We start from the raw sequence: 26,931 nt of genomic DNA, 5'->3' as shown, positions 1-26,931 counted from the left end.
AAAGATATGTTGTATTTTAGCAAATATTAAACTTTAGGAGGTACTCTAAGTGAGAATACGGGAAACAGGAATATTGCTATCACTCATTTTAGTAGTTGGAATGATTTTAGGAGCATGTGGAACAAGCGATAACAACAAGAATAATAAGAATAACGAAGGTGCTAACGGAACAGAGGAGAAAAACTTTACTGCTGCAATGGTTACCGATGAAGGTGGAGTGGATGATAAGTCTTTTAACCAATCCGCTTGGGAAGGTCTTGTAGCTTACGGTGAAGATAATAATTTAGAAAAAGGAAAAAATGGTTACAACTATTATCAATCAAAAAATGAGGCGGATTTCTCGACTAACCTAAATGCGGCTGTAAGAGATAAATTCGACATCATTTATGGTGTTGGATTTAAATTAACTGATGCAATTGCGAAAATTGCAGATCAACGTAAAGATAACCATTTCGTTATTGTAGACGCAGTAGTTCCTGACAAAGATAATGTTGCAAGTCTTACGTTTAAAGAGCATGAAGGGTCCTATCTAGTTGGTGTAGTTGCTGGACTTACAACCAAATCCAATAAGATTGGTTTCATCGGTGGAATTGAAAGTGATCTAATTAATAAATTTGCTGCTGGTTTTCAAGCGGGAGTAAAAGAGGTAAATCCGAATGCAAAAGTGGAAATGCAATTCGCTGGAACATTTACTGATTCTTCAAAAGCCCAAGCGATTGCCGCGGCACAATACAGTTCAGGTGTAGACATTATTTATCATGCAGCTGGAGGGGCAGGCTTAGGTGTTTTCACTGAAGCAAAAAATCTTAAACAAAAGGATCCAAATAGAGATATTTGGGTAATTGGTGTAGACCGAGATCAACATCCTGAAGGAGATGTTAAAATCGGAGACAAAACAGATAATATCACTTTAACATCAATGGTAAAACGGGTTGATGTCGCTGTTCAAGACGTTACAACTAAAGCTAAGGATGGGAATTTCCCAGGTGGAGAAATTGTTGAATATGGTATGGAAGAAAACGGGATCAAAATCTCCGATTCAAAAGAGCATTTAACTGATGAAGTATTGACAAAGGTGACGGAATATGAAGGAAAAATTAAGAATGGTGATGTAACAGTTCCCGATAAATTAAAATAACTAAATTTGACGGGCTTGGCTTCTTGGCCAGCCCGTCCTTTTATCAATACAAGGATTCATATGTTACTAAAAGTGGTATCTATCCAGTAGTAAACCTTTTGAAGCTTAACAACAAGATAGTGCTTGGTTGATTTCCGCTACAGTTGCTCGCGGACCTTAGGGGCGGGCGGTGAGCCTCCTCGGCGTAAACGCCTGTGGGGTCTCACCTGTCCCGCAAATCCCGCAGGAGTCTCGCACTTTCGCTACAATCAACCTTCTACAGATTTCGTTTTTATAAACAACAAAATCTTGGAAAAGATCCTTTAAAAAGATGAAGCCATCGAATTAAAATATTGCCGTTAAGGAACAACAGTTCATCTTTTTTATGAGCATACAAATCGTCAATGTGTTGACACATCATGATTACACAATTGTGTATATATCGCATTTTTGTAGACAAATGCCGTTCTGATTCCTAAGTGGTAATCAACTTTTTCATGCTGGTTTAAGCCTTACAGATGTCATTGATAATGCGGTTATTGTGGTGTTATAAAAAAAGATAAGTTTTTTCAACAAAAATTGCAATGATTTTTCATTTAATACAAAAACTTAAGAATTTCTTAAAAAAGGCGTAATTTGGAAGGGTATTCTTTTACTGCTTTCCATGAGCAAAAGAATATCTCAGTTGATCTACGTTCCAAGCGGCGACTCCTGGGGGATTAGCGTGATAGGTGAGACCCCGCAGGGCGCGAAGCGATCGAGGAGGCTTATGGAAATGCGTAAGCGCCTTGACCAGCCTCGACAAGCGTAAGGCAGATTACGCAGTGGCTTGCTTTTTAGCCACGTGGTGATATGCCTTATGACCTCGAGGGGCTAGGCGCTGCAGCTAGACAAACCGCACGCCCACCGGAAAGCGTCCGCCTGGAACGGAAATCAACGGTGGCTAGCACTTACGTTGTTTGTAGCTTATTATCTCACTCAATATTCATTGAGCCATTCCACTAATAAAAGAGTATCTTTTACCATCTGACTCGGTGAATACCGAGAGTATATTATGTCTAAAGGAGGGAGGATCATGATGGATTATGTTATAGAGATGTTAAACATCCGTAAGGAGTTTCCGGGGATTGTTGCTAATGATAATGTAACGTTGCAAGTGAAAAAAGGTGAAATTCATGCGTTGCTCGGTGAAAATGGAGCAGGAAAGTCAACATTAATGAATGTTTTATTCGGCTTATATCAGCCGGAACGCGGCGAAATTAAAGTTAATGGAAAAAAGGTAGAGATTACGAGTCCTATCATTGCAAACGATTTAGGAATTGGAATGGTTCATCAGCATTTTATGCTAGTAGAGCCATTTACTGTTACTGAAAATATTGTACTTGGAAAAGAACCAAGGAAGGGTTTATCAATAGATATTAAAAGTGCAGAAAAACAAGTAAAAGAAATCTCAGAAAAATATGGGTTATCCGTAAATCCTAGAGCTAAAATTGCAGATATCTCCGTCGGAATGCAGCAAAGAGTAGAGATTTTGAAAACATTGTATAGAGGCGCGGATATTTTAATATTCGATGAACCTACAGCGGTGCTAACCCCACAGGAAATCAAAGAATTAAGTCAAATCATGAAAACGTTAATTAAAGAAGGAAAATCGATTATTCTAATTACACATAAGTTAAAGGAAATAATGGAAATATGTGATAGAGTGACAGTAATTCGTAAAGGAATAGGGATTGGTACGGTTGATGTAAAAGATACGAATACGAATGAACTTGCCAATTTAATGGTTGGCCGTGAGGTATTATTTACAACCAAAAAAACGAAAGCAGAGCCAAAAGAAACGGTTCTTGAAATTAAAGATTTATATGTGAAAGATAATCGCGGTGTTTCAGCAGTTAATGGACTTAATTTAACATTAAGATCAGGGGAAATAATTGGAATCGCTGGAGTAGATGGAAACGGTCAAACGGAGCTAATTGAAGCGATAACTGGATTACGTAAAACTGATAGCGGATCGATTAAACTAAATAGTAAAGACATTATGAACCTTAAGCCAAGAAAAATAACTGAATCTGGTTTAGCGCATATTCCTCAAGATCGTCATAAGCATGGACTTGTCCTTGATTTTTCCATAGGGGAAAACATGGTATTACAAACTTATTATCGGGATCCCTTTTCAAAATTCGGGGTTTTAGACTTTAAGGAAATATACAAAAAAGCGAACACTCTTATTTCCGAATATGATGTTCGTACACCAAGTGCCTATACCCAAGCACGTGCCTTATCAGGCGGAAATCAACAAAAGGCCATAATTGGACGAGAAGTGGATCGAGATCCCGACCTTTTACTTGCTGCACAGCCTACAAGAGGTCTAGATGTGGGCGCAATCGAATTTATTCATAAGCGTCTTATAGAACAGCGGGATAGCGGGAAAGCCGTTTTGCTAATTTCTTTTGAACTTGATGAAATTTTAAATGTCAGTGATCGAATCGCTGTTATTTTTGAAGGAGAAATCATTAAAATAGTCAATGCCGATGAAACTTCAGAACAAGAACTTGGACTATTAATGGCTGGTATGAGGCGAGAAGCAGTAGGGGGAGATTCTTATGTCTAATCGTTTAACAAACATATTAGTTCCAGTCATTGCTGTTATTTTTGGACTTATTACAGGGGCTATTATCATGTTGGTAAGTGGCTATAATCCAATTGCCGGATATGCTGCTTTATGGAATGGAATATTTGGGGAATCTTATTTGATCGGTGAAACATTAAGACAAATGACTCCATATATTTTTGCCGGTCTGGCAGTTGCTTTTGCTTTTAGGACAGGCCTTTTTAATATTGGAGTTGAAGGTCAACTACTAGTGGGATGGGTTGCCTCTATTTGGGTTGGGTTGTCTTTCGATCTTCCGAAAATCATCCATTTACCTTTAGCTATCATTGTTGCTGGACTTGCTGGTGCTCTTTGGGGCTTTATTCCGGGCTTTTTAAAAGCTCGCCTTAGGGTCCATGAAGTAATTGTAACGATTATGATGAACTATATTGCCTTGTATGTAACAAATTATATGATTCGCTACGTGTTATCTGATCAAAGAGATTCCACAGCAATAATCCCTAACACTGCTTCACTCCATTCGCCATTTTTTGAACGGATAACGGATTTTTCTACTTTGCATAATGGAATTTATCTTGCACTTATCGCAGCTTTGGTCATGTGGTTTCTTTTAGAAAAAACGAAGGCAGGATTTGAACTTCGCGCGGTTGGTTTTAATCATCATGCAGCTGAATATGCCGGAATGAGCGTGAATCGAAACATCATTTCTTCTATGGTCATTTCGGGGGCCTTTGCAGGGCTTGCGGGAGCGATGGAAGGATTAGGGACGTTCGGGAATGCTTTTATTCATACAGGATTTTCAGGTGTAGGATTTGACGGAATTGCTGTTGCTTTGCTTGGTGGCAACTCCGGAATAGGGGTTGTACTCGCAGCATTTTTGTTTGGTGGCTTGAAAGTCGGAGCTTTGCAAATGCCAAATGCGAATGTTCCAGAAGAACTAGTAGAAATCGTTATTGCATTTATCATTTTCTTTGTAGCATCAAGCTATATGATTAAATGGCTGATAGCACGTTTCCGAAGGAGTGTGAAATAAGTGGAAATTACTACACTTTTATCTCTTATCATCTCCTCATCCATTTTGGCAGCCGCACCACTCATTCTCACTGCTCTTGGTGGAGTTTTTTCAGAACGTTCCGGTGTTGTTAATATTGGCTTGGAAGGTTTAATGGTAATTGGTGCATTTAGCGGTATACTTTTTAATTTATATACAGCTAATATTTTTGGTACTGCTACTCCTTGGATCTCCATTCTCATTGCTATGATTGTTGGAGGAATATTTTCTTTATTGCACGCTTTAGCATCCATTACATTTAGAGCGGACCAGGTTGTTAGTGGTGTAGCAATTAATTTCTTGGCACTAGGGCTAGCAATTTTCCTCGTTAAAAAGATTTTTGGAAAAGGACAAACCGATATGATTGTAGAAAACATAAGAAAGGTAGATATTCCTTTTTTAAGTGATATACCAATCATCGGAAAAATATTTTTTACGAATGTCTCGTACGTTGCATATGCAACAATTATTGTTTCGTTTGTAGCTTGGTACATCATTTACAAAACTCCATTTGGTCTAAGGATTCGAACTGTTGGGGAACATCCAATGGCGGCGGATACGATGGGGATAAATGTGACACGATTACGATATATCGGAGTATTTTTATCCGGTGTCTTGGGAGGTGCAGGTGGGGCCGTATACGCGCAATCCTTTACTGGTAATTTTAGTCATACAACAATTACAGGGCAGGGTTTTATGGCGCTCGCGGCGATGATTTTTGGTAAATGGCATCCACTCGGTGCCATGGGGGGAGCTTTATTTTTTGGCTTTGCTCAAAGCCTTAGTATAGTAGGATCAAGAATACCTATTCTTCAAAATGTGCCATCTGTATTTTTATTTATAGCTCCTTATGTACTAACCATTCTGGCATTAGCAGGATTTATTGGACGGGCAGACGCGCCGAAAGCATCGGGAACTCCCTATATTAAAGGAAAGAGATAAGCTCTCCTCCTGCCTGAATAAAGGGTTTATTGTAGTCATAAACTATAAAGAGCTGTTGTATAGAACTATAATAATATTATGTAAAGTGGGACTGTGTGCAATAGCATTTGTCTCACTAACAAAATCGGTTTGTGAACTATATTGAAAGTATTGGAGGATCCTAAATGGAACTTGTTAAGGAGCATGTTGTAGAAAAGTCTGGATATACCCTTCATATCATTCCAACTGAAAAGTATAAAACAAATACAATTGTATGGAAAATGAAAGCACCTCTTGAAAAAGAAACTGCTACATATCGTGCCCTATTACCTAATGTTCTTCAAAGTAATTCGAAAAAATATAACACTACAAGTGCATTGCGTTCATACTTGGATGATCTTTATGGTGCTTCATTTTATACAGATGTAAGTAAAAAAGGCGAGTTCCATATTATTTCTTTTACAATAGAGGTTGCCAATGAAAAATTCCTCCAGGATAAAACACCGCTTTTACAAAGAGCGATTGAATTTTTAGGTGAAGTATTACAAAATCCGAATATAACAGATAATGCATTTCATGAAGCAACTATGCAGAAAGAAAAAAGGAGCTTAACAAGACGGATTCAATCTTTATTTGATGACAAAATGCGCTATGCAAGTGTCCGGCTCGTTGAAGAAATGTGTAAAGATGAGCCTTACTCAATTCAAGCATCAGGCGAAGAAGATCAAGTCGATGAAATAACAGGGGCTTCTTTATTTGAATATTACAAACGTGCATTTACGGATGATAAAATGGACCTTTATATTATTGGGGACATTGATCTTGATGAAGTAGAAAATTTCTGCTCGGTTTTCCAATATCAAGAACGTACGAAGTCACCGCAAAAGAATTCACCAGAAAAAGATGTATCAACAGTTAAAGAAGTCAGGGAAACTCAAGATCTTAATCAGGGAAAACTAAATATGGGTTGCCGAACAAATATCTCATATGGAGATTCTGATTATTTTGCTTTGCAATTGTTCAATGGGATTTTCGGCGGGTTTCCACATTCAAAGTTGTTCATAAATGTACGTGAAAAAGAAAGCTTAGCCTATTATGCTGCTAGCAGAGTCGAGAGCCATAAAGGATTATTAATGATTATGTCGGGAATAGACTCAGGAAATTATGAAAAAGCAGTTTCCATCATTAAAGAACAATTAAAATTAATGAAGGAAGGCAGTTTCACAGATGAGGAAATATCTCAAACGAAGGCTGTCATTCAAAATCAGTTTTTGGAAACAATTGATTCTGCAAGAGGAGTCATTGAAGTGTTCTATCATAACATTGTTGCCGGTACTGAAGTTGAATTTAGTGAGTGGATTGATAAAACAAACACAACTACACGTGATGAAATTATCGCTGTTGCAAATAAAGTTAAGCTTGATACCATATATTTTCTTTCCGGAATGGAAGGTGGGCATGTATGAAGACAATTGAATTTGATCAAATTCAAGAAACCCTCTACTATGAAAAATTGGATAATGGATTACAAGTATATATTCTTCCGAAAATGGGATTTAATAAAACATTCGCGACGTTTACAACTAACTATGGCTCCATTGATCACCAATTTAAGCCATTGAATAAAGATGAAAATATTCGCGTCCCTGACGGCATTGCCCATTTTTTGGAGCATAAAATGTTTGAAAAAGAACAAGGGGATGTATTTCAGCAGTTTAGTAAGCAAGGTGCATCTGCAAATGCTTTTACTTCCTTCACTAGGACTGCTTATTTATTCTCAAGTACAAATGATGTGGAAAAAAATCTAATTACATTAATGGATATGGTGCAAGAGCCATATTTTACGGAAAAGTCCGTAGAAAAAGAGAAAGGCATTATCGGTCAGGAAATTAGAATGTATGATGATAATCCGGACTGGAGGCTATTTTTCGGAACGATCGAAAACATGTATCATACCCACCCAGTAAAAATAGATATAGCGGGAACGGTTGAGTCGATTTCACAGATTACAGCCGAACTTCTGTATGAGTGTTATAATACGTTTTACCACCCAAGCAACATGCTAATGTTTTTAGTAGGTCCTGTTAATCCGGAAGAAATGTTTAAACTCATTCACGAAAACCAAGCGAAGAAACAATATAGTGATGCCCCTGAAATACAGCGATATTTTGAGGAAGAGCCAGAAACCGTATATAATAAGAAACAAGAATTGAAAATGAATGTTCAAACTCCGAAATGTTATGTGGGTGTGAAAGGGAAAAACGTTGATCAAAGCGGCAGAGACATGCTAAAGCAGGAATTAGCTATAAATATAATTTTTGAATTGTTATTTGGAAAAAGTTCCGAAAACTATGAGGACCTTATTACAAGCGGCATAATTGATGACACATTTCAATATGACTATACGTTAGAGCGGGGATTTGGATTTGCTTATGTCGGTAGTGACACGAAGGATCCGGATGCTTTATCAGAACGTTTGCAAACCATTTTGATGGAAGCAAAAAACGGTCAATACTTATCGGATGAGGCATTACAACGAGCTAAGAAAAAACGAATAGGAGGATTCTTGCGCTCCATGAATTCTCCGGAATTTATTGCCAATCAATTTACAAGATATGCGTTTAACGGCATGGATCTTTTTGATACTGTTGCAGTCTTGGAAGAATTACAATTTGACTATATAAAGGAAGCAGCCAACGCATTTTTTGCGAAGGATCGAATGACTGTTTGTCAAGTTGTTCCAAAAAAATAAAGAAGCCGGCCCGGATAATACCGGGCTGTTTTTATGGGAGAAGAGAGTAAATGAAAAAATATGCGTTAATTACTGGAGCGAGTGGGGGAATAGGTGCAGCAACAGCTAGAAGGCTAGCTCGCAAGGGGTGGAATTTATATCTGCACTATAATCAGAATGAGAAAATAATAAACGATTTAATGACGGAACTTAAATCATTTGATATTGAGATGATACCTATTTGTGCGGATCTAACGTCCGATAATGGAGTACATATTGTTTGCAACTCGATATTCAACCTTAACGCCATAGTGTACTCAAGTGGTACGGCGCCATACGGATTATTTACAGATTTAAGTGAACAAACAATTGATGAAATGTTACAGATTCACGTAAAGAGTCCATTGGTAATGATACAAAAACTCCTTCCTCAATTAATGAAAACTCCTAAATCATCAATAGTACTAATTAGTTCCATATGGGGACAAACAGGTGCGGCATGCGAAGTAATGTATTCAACTGTTAAAGGCGCACAAATTGCTTTTATGAAAGCTATTAGCAAGGAAGTAGCGATGTCAGGGACAAGAGTGAATTGTGTGGCACCTGGTGCGGTAAAAACAAATATGTTGAACAGTTTTTCACAAGAAGAATTGGACATGCTTGAACAGGAAATACCTGTAGGAAGATTAGCAGAACCAGAAGAAATTTCAGATGTTATTTCTTTTTTATTATCGAAAGAATCATCATACATTACAGGGCAAGTAATTGGGGTAAATGGTGGTTGGTATACATAAATGTCATGTCAAAATCCTGCATAATGTCAGTTTTCCAAGTGCATAATAACATCGTACGTTATATTCCAAAGGAGGAAATGGCATGTCAGTACTTGAAAATTGGGATCAGTGGAAAAATTTCCTTGGCGATCGTCTAGATAATGCCCAAGACCAAGGAATGTCACAGAAAGTAATCAACTCGCTGGCACACCAAGTAGGCGATTATCTTGCAAAGCAAGTGGACCCTAAAAACGAGCAAGAAAGGGTACTTTCTGATTTGTGGTCTGTTGCTTCTGAAGAAGAACAAAAAGCAATCGCAAGCATAATGGTGAAACTTGTCGAAAATAATAGTACACATTAGATAAATGTTTTGGGACTGTCTTTTAAGTGGTTCAAATCCTACTTGGATATAAGGATTTGCCCTTAAAAATGGGACAGTCCTTTTCTATGCTTAAAAAAGATGATTGTATATATGTTTTTCTTTCATGTTTACTTAATTTCAGCTATGATATAATCGAGACTACTTTGATGAAGAACATAAAAACGGCTATCTTCAAGGGGATGTTTGAATGGACAGAAAAGAATGGTATTTGGAATATGAAATTACAATCGATCGTCCAGGCTTACTTGGGGATATTTCATCATTATTAGGGATGCTTTCAATCAATATTGTAAGCATTAATGGAATTGATAGCGGGAGGCGTGGCCTTTTAATACGTGCGAGTAGTAAAAATCAAATTTTACGGCTTGAATCTATATTAAAGACAGTTGAAACGATTAAAGTTACTAAAATTCGCGAACCGAAACTTAGGGACCGTCTTGCGGTAAGACATGGAAGATATATTCAACGTGATATGGATGATAAAAAAACATTTCGTTTCGTTCGCGATGAACTTGGACTTTTGGTCGATTTTATGGCCGAATTATTTAAACAAGAAGGTCACAAGCTTATCGGGATTAGAGGCATGCCGCGAGTAGGCAAGACAGAATCTGTAGTAGCATCAAGTGTTTGTGCCAATAAAAAATGGCTGTTTGTATCATCTACTCTATTAAAGCAAACAATACGTAAAGAATTAATAAAAGACGAATACAATGCTGATAATATATTCATTCTCGATGGGATTGTCTCAAGAAGAAGAGCTGATGAACGCCATTGGCAGTTAGTTCGGGAAATTATGAAACTTCCCGCAGTAAAAGTTATCGAACATCCTGATATTTTTGTTCAGCATTCTGAATTTTCCATGGAGGATTTTGATTATATCATCGAACTAAGAAATAATGATGATGAAGAAATTACATATGAAATTGTGCAAGACCATAATTTATTCACTGAACCAGACTTTGGTTTTGATTTTTAGGATTGGCAGGTGTTTTCATTGACGGAATTAGGGAGCCGACTTCGCATGGCTCGTGAAGAAAAAAGTATTACCTTAGATGAACTGCAAAATATTACGAGGATACAAAAAAGATATTTGCTCGCGATTGAAGAGGGAAAATATGATATCATGCCCGGCAAATTTTATGCGAGAGCCTTTATCAAACAATATGCAGAGGCAGTTGGACTGGAACCGGAACTACTATTTGAGGAACATAAAAATGAAATTCCTCTTGCATATGATGAGAATTTAACAGAACAGCTTTCCAGAACACAGTCTAGAAGATCAGTATCACCGAGCAGTTCTAAAGCTTTGGAACTTTTTCCGAAAGTTATTACGGCTATATTTGTACTCGCCCTATTAGTATTAATCTGGTTTTTAGTTACAAAATATATCGATTTAGGCGATAAATCAGCCGTAAATAAAAATAATAATGGAGCTGTGGATATAAAAGAATCAGGTGATGTTATTCCGCCTGCAGGTGAGAAAGAAGAAGAAACAGCACCTGCAGATGAAGAAACAGAAGAGGCTACTCCTGAAGAAACTGTACAGCAGGAAATGACGGTGGATGGTGTTTCTGGAACTACGACTACTTATACTTTATCAAATGCTGATAAATTTGAGGTGGAAGTGAAGGCGGCATCTGATGGTGCAACTTGGGTAAAAATTGCCAACAGTAAAAATGAAGTGCTTTTCACAGGGGAATTAAAAGATGGTGCAGGTGAGAAATTTGATCTTACCGATGATTCTAGTGTGAGTATCAGGGCTGGATTTACTCCTAAAACTGAAATTTATGTAAACGATGAATTACTGGAGTACGAATTGTCCCCGGAAGAAAAAAACAATACTGTGCAAAACATTATCATTCAATTTCAAAAGATGGAATAAGCAGTACTCGATCACTTTTTTACCGCCTTTTTGGCGGTTCCTTTTTTCATAAGCTTGAGGAGGTTCTTTCATGAATTTGCCAAATAAAATTACAGTCGCCAGGGTAATATTAATCCCGCTTTTTTTACTATTAATGCTAGTTCCTTTTAACTGGGGGAGGGTAAGCCTGCCTGGAACTGAACTAGAATTATCTCATTTAATCGGAGCACTCATTTTTATTTTAGCTTCTATAACTGATTGGGTGGATGGCTATTATGCACGAAAACATAATTTGGTTACCAATTTAGGGAAGTTTTTAGATCCATTGGCAGATAAACTTCTTGTCTCTGCCGCATTTATTGTTCTTGTCGAAATGCATCTTGCTCCATCTTGGATCGTCATAGTCATTATTAGTCGAGAGTTTGCAGTCACAGGATTAAGGATGATTTTATCCGGAACAGGTGAAGTTGTAGCTGCTAATATGTTGGGGAAAATTAAAACTTGGACACAGATTATTGCGATCTCACTTTTACTTTTACATAATGTTTTTTTTGAGGCTATTGGGTTTCCGCTCGATACAATTGCTTTGTGGGTGGCATTATTTTTTACAGTCTGGTCTGGCTATGAATATTTTTATAAGAACAGGGCGATATTTAAAAATTCAAAATAGAATTTTAAAGGGAAGGATATGCATATATGAATGCAGAAATTATAGCGGTTGGAACAGAGCTTTTATTAGGACAAATCGTCAATACAAATGCCAAGTTTCTTTCGGAACAGCTTGCTGAAATAGGTGTAAATGTTTATTATCACACCGTCGTAGGGGATAATCCAGTTCGGCTTGAAAAGGCCATTTTACATGCGGAAGAAAGAGCGGATTTGATTATTTTTACCGGTGGATTAGGTCCAACAAAAGATGATCTTACAAAAGAAACAATTGCAAAACATATCGGGACAAGCCTTGTTCTTGATGAGGATGCTATGCAAACCATTCTTGCATACTTCCAAAAAACCGGACGAACAATGACAGAAAACAATAAAAAGCAAGCACTTGTCCTTGATGGGGCTAGAGTACTTCCAAATGAACATGGAATGGCACCAGGAATGTTTTTACATAATAAACCATATTCTTATATGCTTTTGCCAGGACCGCCTCATGAAATGCAGCCAATGTTTCGCAAATACGGCCGTTTAGCTATATTAGATCAATTAGAATCACGTGAGAGAATTGAATCTCGTGTTTTACGCTATTTCGGAATCGGCGAATCACAGCTTGAGGTAGAGATAGAAGATATACTCGATACACAAACAAACCCAACGGTAGCTCCACTTGCAGGGGATAATGAGGTTACTTTACGAATAACCGCTAGGCATCAATCTGAAAGTGAAGCTCATAAAATGATTGATGCAATGGAAAAAAAGGTTAACGATCGAGTTGGACAGTATTTTTATGGATATGACCAAACTTCAATCATGAAAGAACTTCTTAAGGTTCTAGAAGAGAAGAAACTTACTATTGCATGCGCCGAGAGCTTGACAGGCGGGCTCTTTCAATCTGAAATGACTTCAATAGTTGGCGTAAGTACAATGCTGATTGGCGGCGTAGTATGCTATTCTAATAATGCAAAAATAAAACTATGTAATGTAAAAAAAGAAACGCTTGATCATTTCGGTGCTGTTAGTGAAGAATGTGCAATTGAATTAGCGGAAAATGTAAGAAACATGCTTGGAACAAATATCGGCATAAGCTTTACGGGCGTGGCGGGACCTGATTCATTAGAAGGCCACCCAGCCGGGACAGTATGGATTGGAATATCCTTTGACAATAAGCCCGCAAAAGCATATCTCCTTAACTTAGCAGGTTCTAGAAATGGCAATCAGAAGAGATCTGTTATGTATGGCTGTCATTATTTGCTGCAGGAATTAAAAAAATAGAGAAACTTTAAGAGGATGTCCAAAAGTGTAACTTTTTAGGGGCATCCTCTTTTTTGTATCATTCTTTAAACTCGTCCATTGAGTTTCCGTTCCAGGCGCTTCGTCTCGATTGGGTTGGAATCGGGACTCAACAGCAATTTTCTGGTGGTTTCGTCTCGATTGAGTTGGAATCGAGACTGAAAAGTAATTTTCTGGTGGTTTCGTCTCGATTGAGTTGGAATCGAGACTGAAAAGTAATTTTCTGGTGGTTTCAGTCTAGATTGAGTTGGAATCGAGACTCAAAAGTAATTATCCCATGGTTTCAGTCTCGATTGGGTTCGAATCGAGACTCAAAATCAGTTTTTCAATGCCTTCTCGTTTTCTCCGCAGGGTATTTCGCGCCTTCCACTACAGTCTACCCACCTGAAAATAATGTTTGAAATTTTGTCCAAAAAAAGTTAAAAATTGATTTTTTAACATCAAGCCACTAATAAAACAGTTTTTTCATTAGGCAATTATTCAATATGGGCTATTTTTCCGTTCGAAAATTATCGAATAAATGTTCGCTTTTTACTTGGCAAACCGAATAAAAACTTGTATACTGAAGTTAGCTTTTGATATGAACCACACTTTATTTAATAGAATATGAGTGTATAAGGAGGAAACTAAGTGAGTGATCGTCAGAAAGCATTAGATATGGCGTTAAAACAAATTGAAAAGCAGTTCGGAAAAGGATCTATTATGAAACTTGGAGAGCAGACAGACCGTAGAATTTCCACTGTCCCAAGTGGCTCATTAGCTCTTGATGTAGCTTTAGGAGTTGGCGGCTATCCGCGTGGACGTGTCATAGAAGTTTATGGACCAGAAAGCTCTGGTAAAACAACGGTAGCCCTTCATGCAATTGCAGAAGTGCAAGCAAAAGGTGGCCAAGCGGCCTTTATCGATGCAGAACATGCGCTCGATCCAGTTTACGCACAGAAATTGGGAGTTAATATTGATGCGTTGTTGCTTTCCCAGCCTGATACAGGTGAGCAAGCGCTTGAAATTGCGGAAGCACTTGTCCGAAGCGGTGCAATTGAAATAATCGTTGTTGACTCGGTGGCAGCTTTGGTACCGAAAGCTGAAATAGAAGGGGAAATGGGAGATTCACATGTAGGATTACAAGCGCGCTTAATGTCCCAAGCCCTTCGTAAACTTTCAGGTGCCATCAATAAATCGAACACAATTGCTATTTTCATCAATCAAATTCGTGAAAAGATTGGAGTTATGTTCGGAAATCCCGAGACAACACCTGGAGGACGCGCATTGAAATTCTACTCCTCCGTACGTCTTGAAGTCCGTCGCGCTGAACAACTAAAGCTAGGGCAAGATATTGTTGGGAATAAGACGAAGGTAAAAATAGTCAAAAATAAAGTGGCTCCTCCATTCAAAGTAGCGGAAGTAGATATTATGTATGGTGAAGGAATTTCTCGTGAGGGCGAAATCATTGATATGGGCTCTGAACTTGATATTGTTCAAAAGAGTGGTTCTTGGTATTCGTATAATGAAGAGCGCCTTGGACAAGGCCGCGAAAATGCGAAGCAATTTTTAAAAGAAAATCCTTCGCTTAAAAACGAAATTATGGTCAAAATTCGTGATCATTACGGACTTGATAAAGAAAAAATTGCACCACCAGAAGAAGAGATAGACCCGCAAGAAGAATTTAGTTTATTAAATGATTAATTAGTTTAAAAAGCAGAGCCTCCGCGCTTTGCTTTTTCCATTTATCGATAGATAACGAAAAAGCCAAACATAAAACGAACATCCCTTGACAATGAAACGCCACAACTATAAAATTAACATGTATATTTTACATTTTTTTCGCATGAAAATTTTGAGCTTGGCTCAGTATATTGAAACCTATGTAACAATGTACCAGCCGACATGTTAAAAACATGATACAAGTTAATAGCAAGAGGGGGTGAATTTATGGGTACACTCGCAATCATCATCTCCATTTTGCTTAGCCTTATCGTCGGTGTAGTTGTTGGCTATTTCATCTTTAAAACATTTGCTCAAGCAAAAATAACAGGTGCTAGAGGTTCTGCAGAGTTAATATTGGAAGACGCAAGCCGCGCCGCGGAATCTATGAAAAAAGAAGCCCTGTTGGAAGCAAAGGATGAAAATCATAAACTTCGAACTGAAACTGAACGTGAACTTCGGGACAGAAGAACCGAATTGCAAAAACAAGAAAACCGCTTATTGCAAAAGGAGGAGAACCTCGACAGGAAAGACGAAACTCTTGACAAGCGCGAAAATTTGCTTGAAAAGAAAGAGGAATCTCTTAATGAAAGACAACAACATATTGAAGAGATGGAAAGCAAAGTGGATGAGATGATCCGCAAGCAGAAAAGTGAGTTAGAACGCATTTCAGGCTTGACTCGTGATGAAGCAAAATCAATCATTTTATCGGGTGTCGAAAAGGAATTAGCACATGAATCGGCCATCATGATAAAAGAAAGTGAAATGCGAGCAAAAGAAGAAGCGGATAAGAAAGCTAAGAATATTCTATCTCTCGCCATTCAACGTTGTGCAGCCGAACACGTAGCGGAAACAACAGTATCCGTCGTCAATCTGCCTAACGATGAAATGAAAGGTCGAATTATTGGTCGCGAAGGCCGAAACATTCGAACGCTTGAAACATTGACAGGGATAGATCTCATCATAGATGATACACCAGAGGCTGTCATTCTTTCCGGTTTTGATCCAATTAGGCGGGAAACGGCTCGAATTGCGTTAGAGAAACTTGTTCAAGATGGTCGAATCCATCCAGCACGCATTGAAGAGATGGTTGATAAAGCAAGGCGGGAAGTGGATGAACACATTCGTGAAATTGGTGAACAAACGACATTTGAAGTGGGAGTCCACGGATTGCATCCTGACTTGATTAAAATTCTCGGACGCTTAAAATACCGGACAAGCTATGGGCAAAACGTTCTAAAGCATTCCATGGAAGTTGCCTTCCTATCTGGTCTTCTTGCAGCGGAACTCGGAGAGGATGAAACTCTTGCCCGCCGTGCAGGATTGCTTCATGACATTGGTAAAGCCATTGACCATGAAGTGGAAGGAAGCCATGTTGAAATCGGAATTGAGCTTGCGACTAAGTATAAAGAGCATGCCGTTGTCATTAACAGTATTGCTTCTCACCATGGGGACACAGAGCCAACATCTGTTATTTCTGTCCTAGTCGCTGCTGCAGATGCACTATCAGCTGCACGACCGGGTGCCAGAAGTGAGACGCTAGAAAATTATATAAGGCGCCTTGAAAAATTGGAGGAAATCTCCGAGTCGTATGAAGGGGTAGAGAAGTCATTTGCCATCCAAGCTGGTAGAGAGGTTCGCATAATTGTGAAACCAGAACAAATCAATGACTTGGAAGCACATAGACTAGCTCGAGATATCCGTAAGAGAATTGAGGATGACCTTGATTATCCAGGTCATATCAAAGTCACTGTCATTCGTGAAACAAGGGCTGTTGAATATGCAAAATAAGCAGTGTGATCTCACACTGCTTTTTTGTGTCTATAATGATAGAATAGAACTTAGAATGAACTTCACGCTAGAAAGGGATTTATATGGACATTTTATTTGTTGGCGATGTTGTAGGATCGCCTGGTAGGGAAATGATTAAGGAATATCTTCCCGCATTAAAAAGAAAATACCGTCCTCATCTAACCATTGTAAACGGAGAAAATGCCGCAGGTGGAAGAGGGATAACGGAACAAATTTATAAGCAATTTTTAGAAGCAGGTGCAAATGCTGTAACTCTCGGAAATCATTCTTGGGACAATAAAGATATTTTTGAGTTTATTGATAATGCGAAATACTTAGTAAGACCAGCCAACTTCCCAGAAAATACTCCTGGAAATGGTTTGATTTTTATTAGAATGAATTCCCTCGAGATTGCGGTCATCAACTTGCAGGGGAGAACCTTTATGCCGCCGCTTGATTGCCCATTTAAAAAGGTGGATGAACTTACAGCAATCGCAAAGAAACGGACAAATATTATTTTTGTTGACTTCCATGCTGAAGCGACAAGTGAAAAGCAAGCGCTGGGCTGGTATGTTGATGGGCAAGTATCTGCCGTAATTGGTACACATACACATGTGCAAACAGCAGACCATCGAATTCTCCCTAATGGAACTGCCTATTTGACAGATGTTGGAATGACAGGACCGTATGACGGAATCCTTGGAATGGAGAGAGAAGCTGTTATTAAGAAATTCATAACTGCCCTGCCAACCCGTTTTGAAGTGCCAAAAACAGGAAGGAAACAACTTAGTGCATGTTTAATTAATATTGATAATCAATCTGGTAAAGCATTAAATATAAAAACAATTCGCATCAACGATGATCAGCCAATGTTTGAGGAATAATTAAAATCCATAATCTTGATGTCTGGCTCCATCGCCTATCGACTAGCAAACTTCTTGTCCTTTTCGCTTGCGTAGGAAGCCAGGCTCGTCTTGTCTAGCTTCAGTCGCCAGCCCCTCGAGGTCAAATAACCTGAGGCAATAAAAGTCAAAATACGGACTTTTTTTGCCTCAGGACATTTGCTTGTCGGGGCTGATCAGGCGACTTCCGCTTTTCCAACCTCGCCGTGTTTCCTTTATCGCAAGTCTTGGGCCAAAAAAAGAACGTCGACTAAAAATCGCCACGTCCTGCGGCACGTCGACGGACCCGCATCCCGTGGGCCTGTATGTCGAAGAGCAAGGCGCTTTTCACCTTTCTAATTCTCCTGTCATGTGTTTTGGACAATCCGGAATAGTTCATAAATTCCCTGAATATAGTAACAATGGAAAGGTTAACTGCGATTGAGAATGACAAGACGATCGCTATGGGGAAATGACAAGGAGGAACAAGAAATGGAAATATTAAAAGTTTCAGCAAAATCTAATCCAAATTCTGTGGCGGGCGCGCTAGCAGGTGTTCTCCGGGAAAGAGGCAATGCAGAAATCCAAGCAATAGGGGCTGGAGCATTGAATCAAGCAGTGAAAGCAGTAGCTATAGCAAGGGGATTTGTCGCCCCAGGTGGTGTTGACTTAATTTGTATACCTGCTTTTACAGATATCATTATTGATGGAGAAGAAAGAACAGCCATCAAGCTTATTGTTGAGCCAAGGTAAAAAATAAAATGTAAAAGATGTATAATTAGGACTTGATTGCAGAGATGCAATCAAGTCTTTTCGAATTTTATTCAACAAATAGGGCCTTAAGTTGTATTCAAAAATAAAAGGCTATATACTAATAGAATGGATACATGTAATGAATAACATTTTCGTTCATCGATTTACGATAAGAAGAAAGGGGATTTTCATGAACGAGAAACAACGTTTAGAAAGTCAACAAGTTAACCAATCTACTACTCCTAGCCTGAAAAAGGAAAAGGATTATAGTCAATATTTCCAAACCGTATACACTCCTCCATCCTTGAAGGATGCTAGAAGGCGTGGGAGAGAAGAAATCAAGTATCATAATGATTATGAAATAGATGAAAAATATCAAGGTATGGGCACAGGCCGTAAATTTTATATACGCACGTATGGCTGCCAGATGAACGAACATGACACAGAAGTCATGGCAGGAATCTTTAGTGGTTTAGGTTATGAGGTTACTGATACAGTAGAAGATGCAGATGTGATTTTACTTAATACATGCGCTATTAGAGAAAATGCCGAAAACAAAGTATTTGGTGAACTCGGTCACTTGAAATCTTTGAAATTAGAAAAACCAGATTTATTGCTAGGTGTTTGCGGATGTATGTCACAACAAGAATCTGTCGTTAACAGAATCCTAGAGAAGCACCAATTCGTTGATATGATTTTCGGAACACATAATATCCATCGCCTGCCAGACATTTTGCATGAAGCATATATGTCTAAGGAAATGGTTGTTGAAGTATGGTCAAAAGAAGGCGACGTCATTGAAAACTTACCGAAAGTACGTAGAGGGAATATTAAAGCTTGGGTAAATATAATGTACGGCTGCGATAAATTTTGCACTTATTGCATCGTGCCTTTTACAAGAGGAAAAGAGCGAAGCCGACGACCGAAAGAAATTATCCAAGAAGTACGGCAATTGGCTGCACATGGGTATCAAGAAATCACGTTGCTTGGTCAAAATGTTAATGCCTATGGGAAAGATTTTGAAGATCTCAATTATCGTTTAGGCGATTTAATGGATGATTTAAGAAAAATCAATATCCCGAGAATTCGCTTTACAACTAGCCATCCACGCGATTTTGATGATCATTTAATTGAAGTGCTTGCAAAAAAAGGAAATATGGTTGAACATATTCATCTACCCGTTCAATCTGGTTCAAGTGATATATTAAAAATCATGGGTCGTAAATATACAAGAGAACAATATCTTGAACTTGTAAGAAAAATTAAAGAAGCCATCCCTGATGTTTCACTTTCTACGGATATTATTGTAGGTTTTCCAAACGAAACGGATGAACAATTTGAAGAAACGATGTCTCTTTATCGAGAAGTTGGTTTTGAAATTGCCTATACGTTTATTTACTCACCGAGGGAAGGAACTCCTGCTGCAAAAATGAAGGATAATGTCTCAATGGAAGTGAAAAAAGCCCGTTTGCAACGTTTAAATGACCTTGTAAATGAATTATCGAGGGAAGCAATGAAAAAATATAAGGGTCAAATTGTGGAAGTGCTTGTTGAAGGCGAAAGCAAAAATAACCCTGAAATCCTTTCTGGGTATACAAGAAAAAATAAGCTTGTAAACTTTAAAGGACCAAAATCTGCAATCGGTCAATTAGTAAATGTAAAAATCAGAGAAGCAAAAACATGGACCTTAGATGGCGAAATGGTTGAAGAACTAGAATCAGTAGAGGTGATGTAACATGGGGAAATATACGAAAGATGATATATTAAAACAAGCCCATGAATTGGCAAAAATGATAGCAGAAACTGAAGAGGTTGATTTTTTTAAACGTGCGGAAGCCGGGATCAATGAAAACCAAACAGTTCGAGAAATGATTGCGAGTATTAAAAGTTTACAAAAACAAGCTGTTAATTTTCAACACTATGGTAAAGATAGAGCATTGCAATTAACGGAAGAAAAACTTGAAAAACTAGAAGCTGAACTAGATGAAATTCCAATCGTACAGGAATTTAAACAATCACAAATCGATGTAAATGATTTACTCCAATTAGTTGCATCAGCTATTTCTAATAAAGTAACAGATGAAATTTTAATCTCAACCGGCGGCGACTTGCTCTCCGGTGAAACAGGTTCAAAAATAAAATACAGCGGGTCCAGCTGTTCATAAAGTAGTAAGCCATTATCCAATTGTGGATAATGGCTTTTTCAATGTGCCCAAATCGGTGAAATAAAGGGTAGATCTTAAACAAAATCCTTTGCTTTACATACAATATCATAGTTAGACCTAGTGAATTAGCCTTCACGTAATAAGCACATTCGTCTAGAGAAATGCATACGATGAAGGGAAAATGAATGAGGAGGGTTCGCTCGAATGGCAGAATATAGAGAAATAATAACAAAAGCGGTCGTGGCGAAAGGGAAAAAATATACAAATTCCAACAATGCGATCAGCCCGCAGCATCATCCTTCGAGCATTTTAGGCTGCTGGATTATCAATCATAAATATGAAGCGCGCAAAGTCGGCAAAAAGGTCGAAGTAAGCGGTTCTTTTGATATGAATGTTTGGTATTCCCATCACGATAACACGAAAACATCAGTAGCAACGGAGAGAGTGGATTATAAAGATGTCATCGCACTTCATTATCAAGACCCTGATTGCTTAGATGATAAGGTAGTATCTGCACGAGTTCTCCAACAGCCTAATTGTTTAGAAGCAGTGATTTCCAAAAAGGGCAACAAGATTCTAGTAAGCAATGAAAGAGAGTTTCTAGTGGAAGTAATAGGTGAAACAAAGGTTTGCGTAGCAGTTCACCCAGGTGAATGTCCTTGTGATGATGAGGATGAAGATGAGGATTGGACTGAAGAATTAACTGACAGCGAATTAGCTGAGGAGATTAATCCAGATTTCCTCGTCGCGAATGAAGCAGAATAAAGTCCGGGAAGAAAATCTTCCCGGTTTTTTTCTTTTTTATTGGAAAGTGTGAGTTTTAATATTAAACAGTTTATCTTTTCTTTATTAACACAACTAACACATAAGGCCCAACAACAATAAATTCTCCCTCGATGTCACGATTAGCATTTATTAAATCATTTGTAGCTACTACTTTCCATAAACCAGGTGAAGGTAATTGCAAATTATAGTTTTCTTTTGTTGGATTAATATAAATAGTAAAATCTTCACCATTGCCGAATAATGTGTAGGCAAATAAAGGCTTAGGTGTTTTTAATACGTGCAGTCTTCTTCTAATCTCATCATCTGATCTTAAACGAAAAACTTCATATTTTTTTCGCATAGAAATAAGATTATCAATAAACTTAATATTTTTTTCTTCTAACTCCCTTTTCTTCCAATCTAATTGATTTATTTCATCTCCTGAAATATAACTATTTTCAATCCCTTGCTTTGTTCTAAACCATTCTTGACCGGCATGAATAAATGGAACGCCTTGGCTTAATAAGGTGATACCTGTGGCTAGTGAATGTATTTTTTTTCTTACATCATCATTTTCATGACTGTTTGTTAATATCAATCGATCCCATAATGTATGATTATCATGACATTCAACGTAATTAATTGTTTGCAGGTGGCTTAACCCTTCAACATTTGATCCCATCACAAGATGAGGCAGCCGTTCCACAAGTCGTCCTCCACCATTGACATAACCGGTATCAGCCTCATTAAATAAATTTCCTTTCAATGAATCTCGAAAATAATCGTTGAAAAATCGAATGCCTTGTAATTGATCTGAATTTACAGTGGTTGCCCTTTTAAATGGATCTAATGCAGTTGCAAGATCCCAACCTTCTCCTAGCAGCATTATTGGATTTGATTCTTTTTCACAACGGCGAGCGATTTCATTCATTGTCTCTATATCAATTGCGCCCATTAAGTCAAATCTAAAACCAGACACTTGATATTCCGATATAAATAAATCAATCGTATCTAAAATGAGTTTTCGAACCATTGTTCGCTCAGTAGCTAAATCATTACCGACACCGGTGCCATTACTAATACTCCCGTCTTCTTTATAGCGGAAGTAGTAACCCGGGACAAGCTTTTCAAATGGTGATTGTTCCATAATAAATACATGATTAAAAACAACATCCAATATGACGGAAAGTCCAGCTTCATGGAAAGACTGAATCATATTTTTACATTCATTAATTCTAGATATAGGATCATTCGGAGATATGGAATAACTTCCTTCTAAGGCTTGGAAAAATAATGGATCATATCCCCAATTATACTGCTCCTTTGGCTCGAGCTCGTTTACACGGGCAAAATCATTGATTGGCAACAGCTGAATATGGGTAAACCCCAAATCTTTAATATAGGATAATCCAGTGGAAAAACCATTTTCAGTTTTTGCTTCTTTTTCACTTAAACCAAGAAAGGTACCTTTATTTTTAACTCCGCTTTCAGGATGAATGGTTGCGTCCCTAACATGCAATTCGTAAATAATGGCATCCTGTAAACTTTCTATAACTGGCCTTTTTGCTGTGATTTGGTTTGTTTTAGAAAAATCTATAACAATTCCTTTTTCACTATTGGCAAGCAATGATTTTGCATAAGGATCATTTACGCGCATCGTTTTTCCATTGACCGTTATTTCATATTCGTATGCAGAACCATGCCAATTTCCATCTATTTGACAAGTCCATACACCTTTTTTTTGTCGATTTAACTTTTTTGCCATATTATTCAAATATAATGTTACCGATGTGGCAATTGGTGCCCAAATTGAAAAATATGTGATGTCATTAATACAATACGCTCCTAATTTTTCATCAATTGCAGAATAATTTTCATCAAACCATTTCGTTTGAACAACCGCCCTTGGGTACACTGGAAAGGTCTCCTCACCCCATATTAATTCTAATATTTCACCCATTGGAAGAAAATCAGAAAATCCTATATTAACAGTAGATGAACCGGTTACATTTTTTATTTTTGCCATAAAATATTTCTTTTTTCTTGGCCAATAAATCTTTGGCAAATCTTGAAGAATTAGAGTTGAAATATTATTCGTTTTTAATGTTATATGATGAAAATCATCTATCCACGCTACATGTGTATCCACAAATGCCACTCCTTTTTAACCAATCTCTGGCTAGGTATTTGCAGTATATGTTCTCACCCTTGTTCACGTAAGTAATACCTTAAACTTGATCATCTATACATAAAAAAGATAGAGCTATATTTAAATAATTTAATCGACAAACCCATACATAAAGGCTTAAATCTCTGAAAGATGTGTCGAAGGAATCTTCGTTAAAACGTGCCGATTGTCTCCTATAATAGGAATTGTTATCGTCCGTGAAAGGAGTCAACGTATTGTATTTTAACATTTCTGAGCAGGACATATTTTTATTCCACCAAGGTACCAACTACCATAGTCAACAAATATTAGGTTGCCACCATATCAGATGGAAGGGGAAAAATGGTTTTAGATTTTCGATATGGGCCCCAAACGCGAAATGTATTTATGTTGTCGGTGATTTTAATCATTGGAGCGGGGAAGCGTACGCATTAAATCGAATTACAAATGAAGGGTTATGGGCAGGTTTTTTTACAAATATACCAGTAGGATCATCTTATAAATATAAAATTGTTACACCTAACGATGAAATTCTTTTAAAGTCAGATCCATATGCTCTTCAATCTGAGCTCCGCCCAGCAACTGCATCATTAGTTACAGAACCTTCTATATATGAATGGCAGGATCAGGACTTTCAGAAAAAAAAGTTGGAGTTTCATGCATATTCATCACCTATCTCAGTTTATGAAGTTCACTTAGGGTCATGGAAAAAGAAAGGTGATGGGGAATTTTATACATATTGTGAGCTTGCTGATGAGTTGGTTCCTTATGTTAAATCTTTAGGTTTTACCCACATCGAATTGCTCCCGCTTGCGGAACATCCATTTGATCTTTCGTGGGGATACCAAATTACCGGATATTTCTCTGTAACTTCTCGATATGGGTCTCCGGATGACTTTAAATATTTCGTTGATGTATGTCATCAAAACGAGCTAGGCGTCATTATGGATTGGGTGCCTGGACACTTTTGTAAAGATGATTGCGGTCTAAGAAACTTTGATGGCAAACCAATTTATGAATATAAAGATACGCGTAAGGCTGAAAAACGCTCATGGGGAACGTTAACGTTTGATTTTGGCAGGCCAGAAGTACAAAGTTTTTTAATCTCAAATGCATTATTTTGGCTTGAAGAATACCATGTTGATGGTATTCGCGTAGATGCTGTCGCGAGCATGCTCTATCTTAATTTTGATCGTCATGATGGTGAGGAGAAAATTTACAATTCATTTGGCGGCGAAGAGAATCTAGAAGCATATGCTTTTATGCGTAAATTGAATGAAATTGTATATGCGTATCATCCCAATGCATTAGTGATGGCAGAAGATAGCTCTGATGTACCACTTGTTACAGCACCAACCTATATGGGTGGTCTCGGATTTAATTATAAATGGAATATGGGTTGGATGAACGACTTGCTTGACTATATGAAAAAGGATCCTATTTATCGAAAATGGCATCATAATTTGCTGACATTTTCATTTATGTATACACATTCGGAAAATTTCTTGCTCCCATTATCACATGATGAGGTTGTCCATGGAAAAAAGTCACTATTAGATAAAATGCCTGGAGATCAGTGGCAGCAATTTGCCAATTTGCGATTACTTTATGGTTATATGATGGTTCATCCTGGAAAAAAGTTAATGTTTATGGGGGGAGAACTTGGACAATATGCTGAGTGGAAAGATCAAGATCAGCTTGATTGGCATTTACTCGACTACCCTTTGCATAAAGGAATTTTTAATTACGTAAAAGCGCTAAATCATTTTTATTTGGAAAATCCTGCTCTTTTCGAGTTAGACCATAAGTCTCAAGGATTCGAGTGGATAGATCCCCATAATATTGATCAAAGCGTCATTGCATTTAGAAGACGAGGTAAGACTCAACATGATGAATTAATTATTATTTGTAATTTTACTTCTAATGTTTCATATGACTATAAGGTTGGCGTTCCAGAGAGTGGTAAGTATAAGGAAATATTTAATTCGGATGCCGATGAATTCGGCGGCTCAGGTCAGTTAAATGAGGGGGAGCATTTTAGTTTTCCGAAGAAATGGCATGGATTGCCGCATCATATAAAAATCAAAGTACCACCATTAGCCGTCACGATTTTTAAACGGGAAATTACAATAATCGAGGAGGACGTAAATTGAAAGAATGTGTAGGTATGCTACTAGCTGGTGGAGAAGGTAAAAGGTTAGGAGCATTAACAAAGGAAGTGGCAAAGCCGGCAGTACACTTTGGAGGGAAATATCGCATTATTGATTTTACATTAAGTAATTGCACGAATTCAGGAATTCACACATTAGGTGTAATGACACAATACTCACCGCTTGAATTAAATAAACATATTGGCAATGGAAAACCGTGGGACCTGCACCGACAGGATGGTGGAGTAACGATTCTATCCCCTTATACTGCGCAAAGCGGGGGGAACTGGTATTCAGGAACTGCAGATGCCATTTACCAGAATATTCATTTCATCGATCTGCATAGCCCTGAGTACATTCTTGTAATGTCAGGGGATCATATTTATCAAATGGATTATAAAGCACTACTTGAAGAACATAAACAGTCAAAAGCAGATGTAACAATATCCGTTATTACTGTTCCTTGGGAAGAAGCATCACGATTCGGCATTTTAAATACGACTGAAGACTTAAGAATATATGAATTTGATGAAAAGCCGAAAGTGCCAAAAAGCAATTTAGCTTCAATGGGTATTTATATGTTTACATGGAAAACATTAAGAACTTATTTATTGGACGATGCCAATAATAAATATTCAACTCATGACTTTGGAAAAGATATTATTCCAGCAATGTTAGCTGATAACCTCAGGCTTTATGCATATCGTTTTAATGGCTATTGGAAAGATGTTGGTACTGTCCAAAGTTATTGGGAAGCAAATATGGACTTACTGGATGAAGATTGGAGATTATCATTAACGAACAAAAAACAGAGACTGTATTCGAATGACTCTGACTTTCCGCCACAGTTTATTGGTGAATCAGGAGTCGTAAAACATTCGCTTATTAATTCGGGTTGCTGGGTATTTGGAACGGTAGAAAACTCTATTTTATTTCAACATGTTCTAATCGAAGAAGGAAGCTTTGTTCATCAATCCATTTTACATCCAGGAGTAAAAGTTGGAAAAAATTCTATATTAGAACGTGTAATCGTTATGGAAAATACGGAAATTCCTGAAGGGACTTATATACGAATTAAAAATGATGAAGAACCACTTGTTATTGATGATGAAAAATTATATGAAATTTTACACGAAATAAAGGAGGCATAGTTTG

The 26,931-nt window shown here is 37.7% G+C and carries 22 protein-coding genes; 21 read left to right on the top strand and 1 reads right to left on the bottom strand.

All coding sequences use genetic code 11. The annotated features are described in order from the left end of the window. Positions 1–49 precede the first annotated feature (49 nt). The 19 genes from NQ185_RS03200 to cotE all read left to right on the top strand — a co-directional run bounded on the left by NQ185_RS03200 (position 50) and on the right by cotE (position 21,459). The gene (locus tag NQ185_RS03200) at positions 50–1,138 is read left to right on the top strand and encodes a BMP family lipoprotein (RefSeq protein WP_257580104.1); all 1,089 of its coding nucleotides are present in this window, start codon (positions 50–52) and stop codon (positions 1,136–1,138) included. A gap of 1,057 nt (positions 1,139–2,195) precedes the next feature. Beyond that, positions 2,196–3,731, top strand: coding sequence for an ABC transporter ATP-binding protein (gene nupO / locus NQ185_RS03195; protein WP_257580593.1), 1,536 nt, complete (start codon positions 2,196–2,198; stop codon positions 3,729–3,731). Further along, positions 3,724–4,764: an ABC transporter permease gene (locus NQ185_RS03190; protein WP_257580103.1), complete on the top strand. Its 1,041-nt coding sequence runs from the start codon at positions 3,724–3,726 to the stop codon at positions 4,762–4,764. The genes nupO and NQ185_RS03190 overlap by 8 nt, the downstream gene beginning before the upstream one ends. Beyond that, positions 4,765–5,724 (top strand): ABC transporter permease, encoded by a 960-nt coding sequence (locus NQ185_RS03185; protein WP_257580102.1) that lies wholly within the window; start codon positions 4,765–4,767, stop codon positions 5,722–5,724. A gap of 164 nt (positions 5,725–5,888) precedes the next feature. Continuing rightward, positions 5,889–7,169, top strand: a complete 1,281-nt coding sequence (gene yfmF, locus NQ185_RS03180; RefSeq protein WP_257580101.1) for an EF-P 5-aminopentanol modification-associated protein YfmF — start codon at positions 5,889–5,891, stop codon at positions 7,167–7,169. Further along, entirely contained in the window at positions 7,166–8,455 is a 1,290-nt protein-coding gene (gene yfmH / locus NQ185_RS03175; protein WP_257580100.1) for an EF-P 5-aminopentanol modification-associated protein YfmH, read from the top strand. Before yfmF ends, yfmH begins: the two co-directional genes overlap by 4 nt. A gap of 50 nt (positions 8,456–8,505) precedes the next feature. Next, complete coding sequence (gene ymfI, locus NQ185_RS03170; RefSeq protein WP_257580099.1) at positions 8,506–9,228, top strand: elongation factor P 5-aminopentanone reductase; 723 nt, start codon at positions 8,506–8,508, stop codon at positions 9,226–9,228. An 82-nt stretch (positions 9,229–9,310) separates the two neighbouring features. Beyond that, the gene (locus NQ185_RS03165; protein WP_257580098.1) at positions 9,311–9,568 is read left to right on the top strand and encodes a DUF3243 domain-containing protein; all 258 of its coding nucleotides are present in this window, start codon (positions 9,311–9,313) and stop codon (positions 9,566–9,568) included. Between the two features lie 208 nt (positions 9,569–9,776). Next, positions 9,777–10,565, top strand: a complete 789-nt coding sequence (locus tag NQ185_RS03160; RefSeq protein ID WP_257580097.1) for a YmfK family protein — start codon at positions 9,777–9,779, stop codon at positions 10,563–10,565. Between the two features lie 9 nt (positions 10,566–10,574). Continuing rightward, positions 10,575–11,471 carry a helix-turn-helix domain-containing protein gene (locus NQ185_RS03155; RefSeq protein WP_257580096.1) on the top strand — a complete coding sequence of 299 codons (897 nt, stop codon included), beginning with the start codon at positions 10,575–10,577 and terminating at the stop codon, positions 11,469–11,471. Between the two features lie 70 nt (positions 11,472–11,541). Next, on the top strand, positions 11,542–12,120 hold the full coding sequence (pgsA, locus tag NQ185_RS03150; protein WP_257580095.1) for a CDP-diacylglycerol--glycerol-3-phosphate 3-phosphatidyltransferase: 579 nt from the start codon (positions 11,542–11,544) through the stop codon (positions 12,118–12,120). A 26-nt stretch (positions 12,121–12,146) separates the two neighbouring features. After that, entirely contained in the window at positions 12,147–13,385 is a 1,239-nt protein-coding gene (locus tag NQ185_RS03145; RefSeq protein ID WP_257580094.1) for a competence/damage-inducible protein A, read from the top strand. 648 nt (positions 13,386–14,033) lie between these two features. Beyond that, positions 14,034–15,086, top strand: a complete 1,053-nt coding sequence (gene recA / locus NQ185_RS03140; protein ID WP_257580093.1) for a recombinase RecA — start codon at positions 14,034–14,036, stop codon at positions 15,084–15,086. Between the two features lie 246 nt (positions 15,087–15,332). After that, positions 15,333–16,895 (top strand): ribonuclease Y, encoded by a 1,563-nt coding sequence (gene rny / locus NQ185_RS03135; protein WP_257580092.1) that lies wholly within the window; start codon positions 15,333–15,335, stop codon positions 16,893–16,895. An 83-nt stretch (positions 16,896–16,978) separates the two neighbouring features. Further along, positions 16,979–17,779, top strand: a complete 801-nt coding sequence (locus tag NQ185_RS03130; protein WP_257580091.1) for a TIGR00282 family metallophosphoesterase — start codon at positions 16,979–16,981, stop codon at positions 17,777–17,779. A 489-nt stretch (positions 17,780–18,268) separates the two neighbouring features. Continuing rightward, entirely contained in the window at positions 18,269–18,529 is a 261-nt protein-coding gene (gene spoVS / locus NQ185_RS03125; protein WP_257580090.1) for a stage V sporulation protein SpoVS, read from the top strand. A 190-nt stretch (positions 18,530–18,719) separates the two neighbouring features. Further along, entirely contained in the window at positions 18,720–20,264 is a 1,545-nt protein-coding gene (miaB, locus tag NQ185_RS03120) for a tRNA (N6-isopentenyl adenosine(37)-C2)-methylthiotransferase MiaB (protein WP_257580089.1), read from the top strand. Position 20,265: 1 nt separating this feature from the next. Beyond that, positions 20,266–20,694 (top strand): YlbF/YmcA family competence regulator, encoded by a 429-nt coding sequence (locus NQ185_RS03115; protein WP_257580088.1) that lies wholly within the window; start codon positions 20,266–20,268, stop codon positions 20,692–20,694. Positions 20,695–20,898: 204 nt separating this feature from the next. Further along, on the top strand, positions 20,899–21,459 hold the full coding sequence (gene cotE / locus NQ185_RS03110; protein WP_257580087.1) for an outer spore coat protein CotE: 561 nt from the start codon (positions 20,899–20,901) through the stop codon (positions 21,457–21,459). A gap of 70 nt (positions 21,460–21,529) precedes the next feature. Here the strand turns inward: cotE and pulA are convergent, their stop codons facing one another. Further along, positions 21,530–23,608 (bottom strand): type I pullulanase, encoded by a 2,079-nt coding sequence (gene pulA, locus NQ185_RS03105; RefSeq protein ID WP_257580086.1) that lies wholly within the window; start codon positions 23,606–23,608, stop codon positions 21,530–21,532. Between the two features lie 254 nt (positions 23,609–23,862). Here pulA and glgB point away from each other — a divergent pair, with 254 nt between their 5' ends. Both glgB and NQ185_RS03095 read left to right on the top strand, forming a co-directional pair. Beyond that, positions 23,863–25,779: a 1,4-alpha-glucan branching protein GlgB gene (gene glgB / locus NQ185_RS03100; protein WP_257580085.1), complete on the top strand. Its 1,917-nt coding sequence runs from the start codon at positions 23,863–23,865 to the stop codon at positions 25,777–25,779. Further along, positions 25,776–26,927: a glucose-1-phosphate adenylyltransferase gene (locus NQ185_RS03095; protein ID WP_257580084.1), complete on the top strand. Its 1,152-nt coding sequence runs from the start codon at positions 25,776–25,778 to the stop codon at positions 26,925–26,927. Before glgB ends, NQ185_RS03095 begins: the two co-directional genes overlap by 4 nt. Positions 26,928–26,931 lie beyond the last annotated feature (4 nt).

The sequence above is a fragment of the Lederbergia panacisoli genome (assembly GCF_024626525.1).
GTDB lineage: Bacteria > Bacillota > Bacilli > Bacillales > Bacillaceae_C > Lederbergia > Lederbergia panacisoli.
This window is presented reverse-complemented; position numbering and strand designations above follow the sequence as displayed.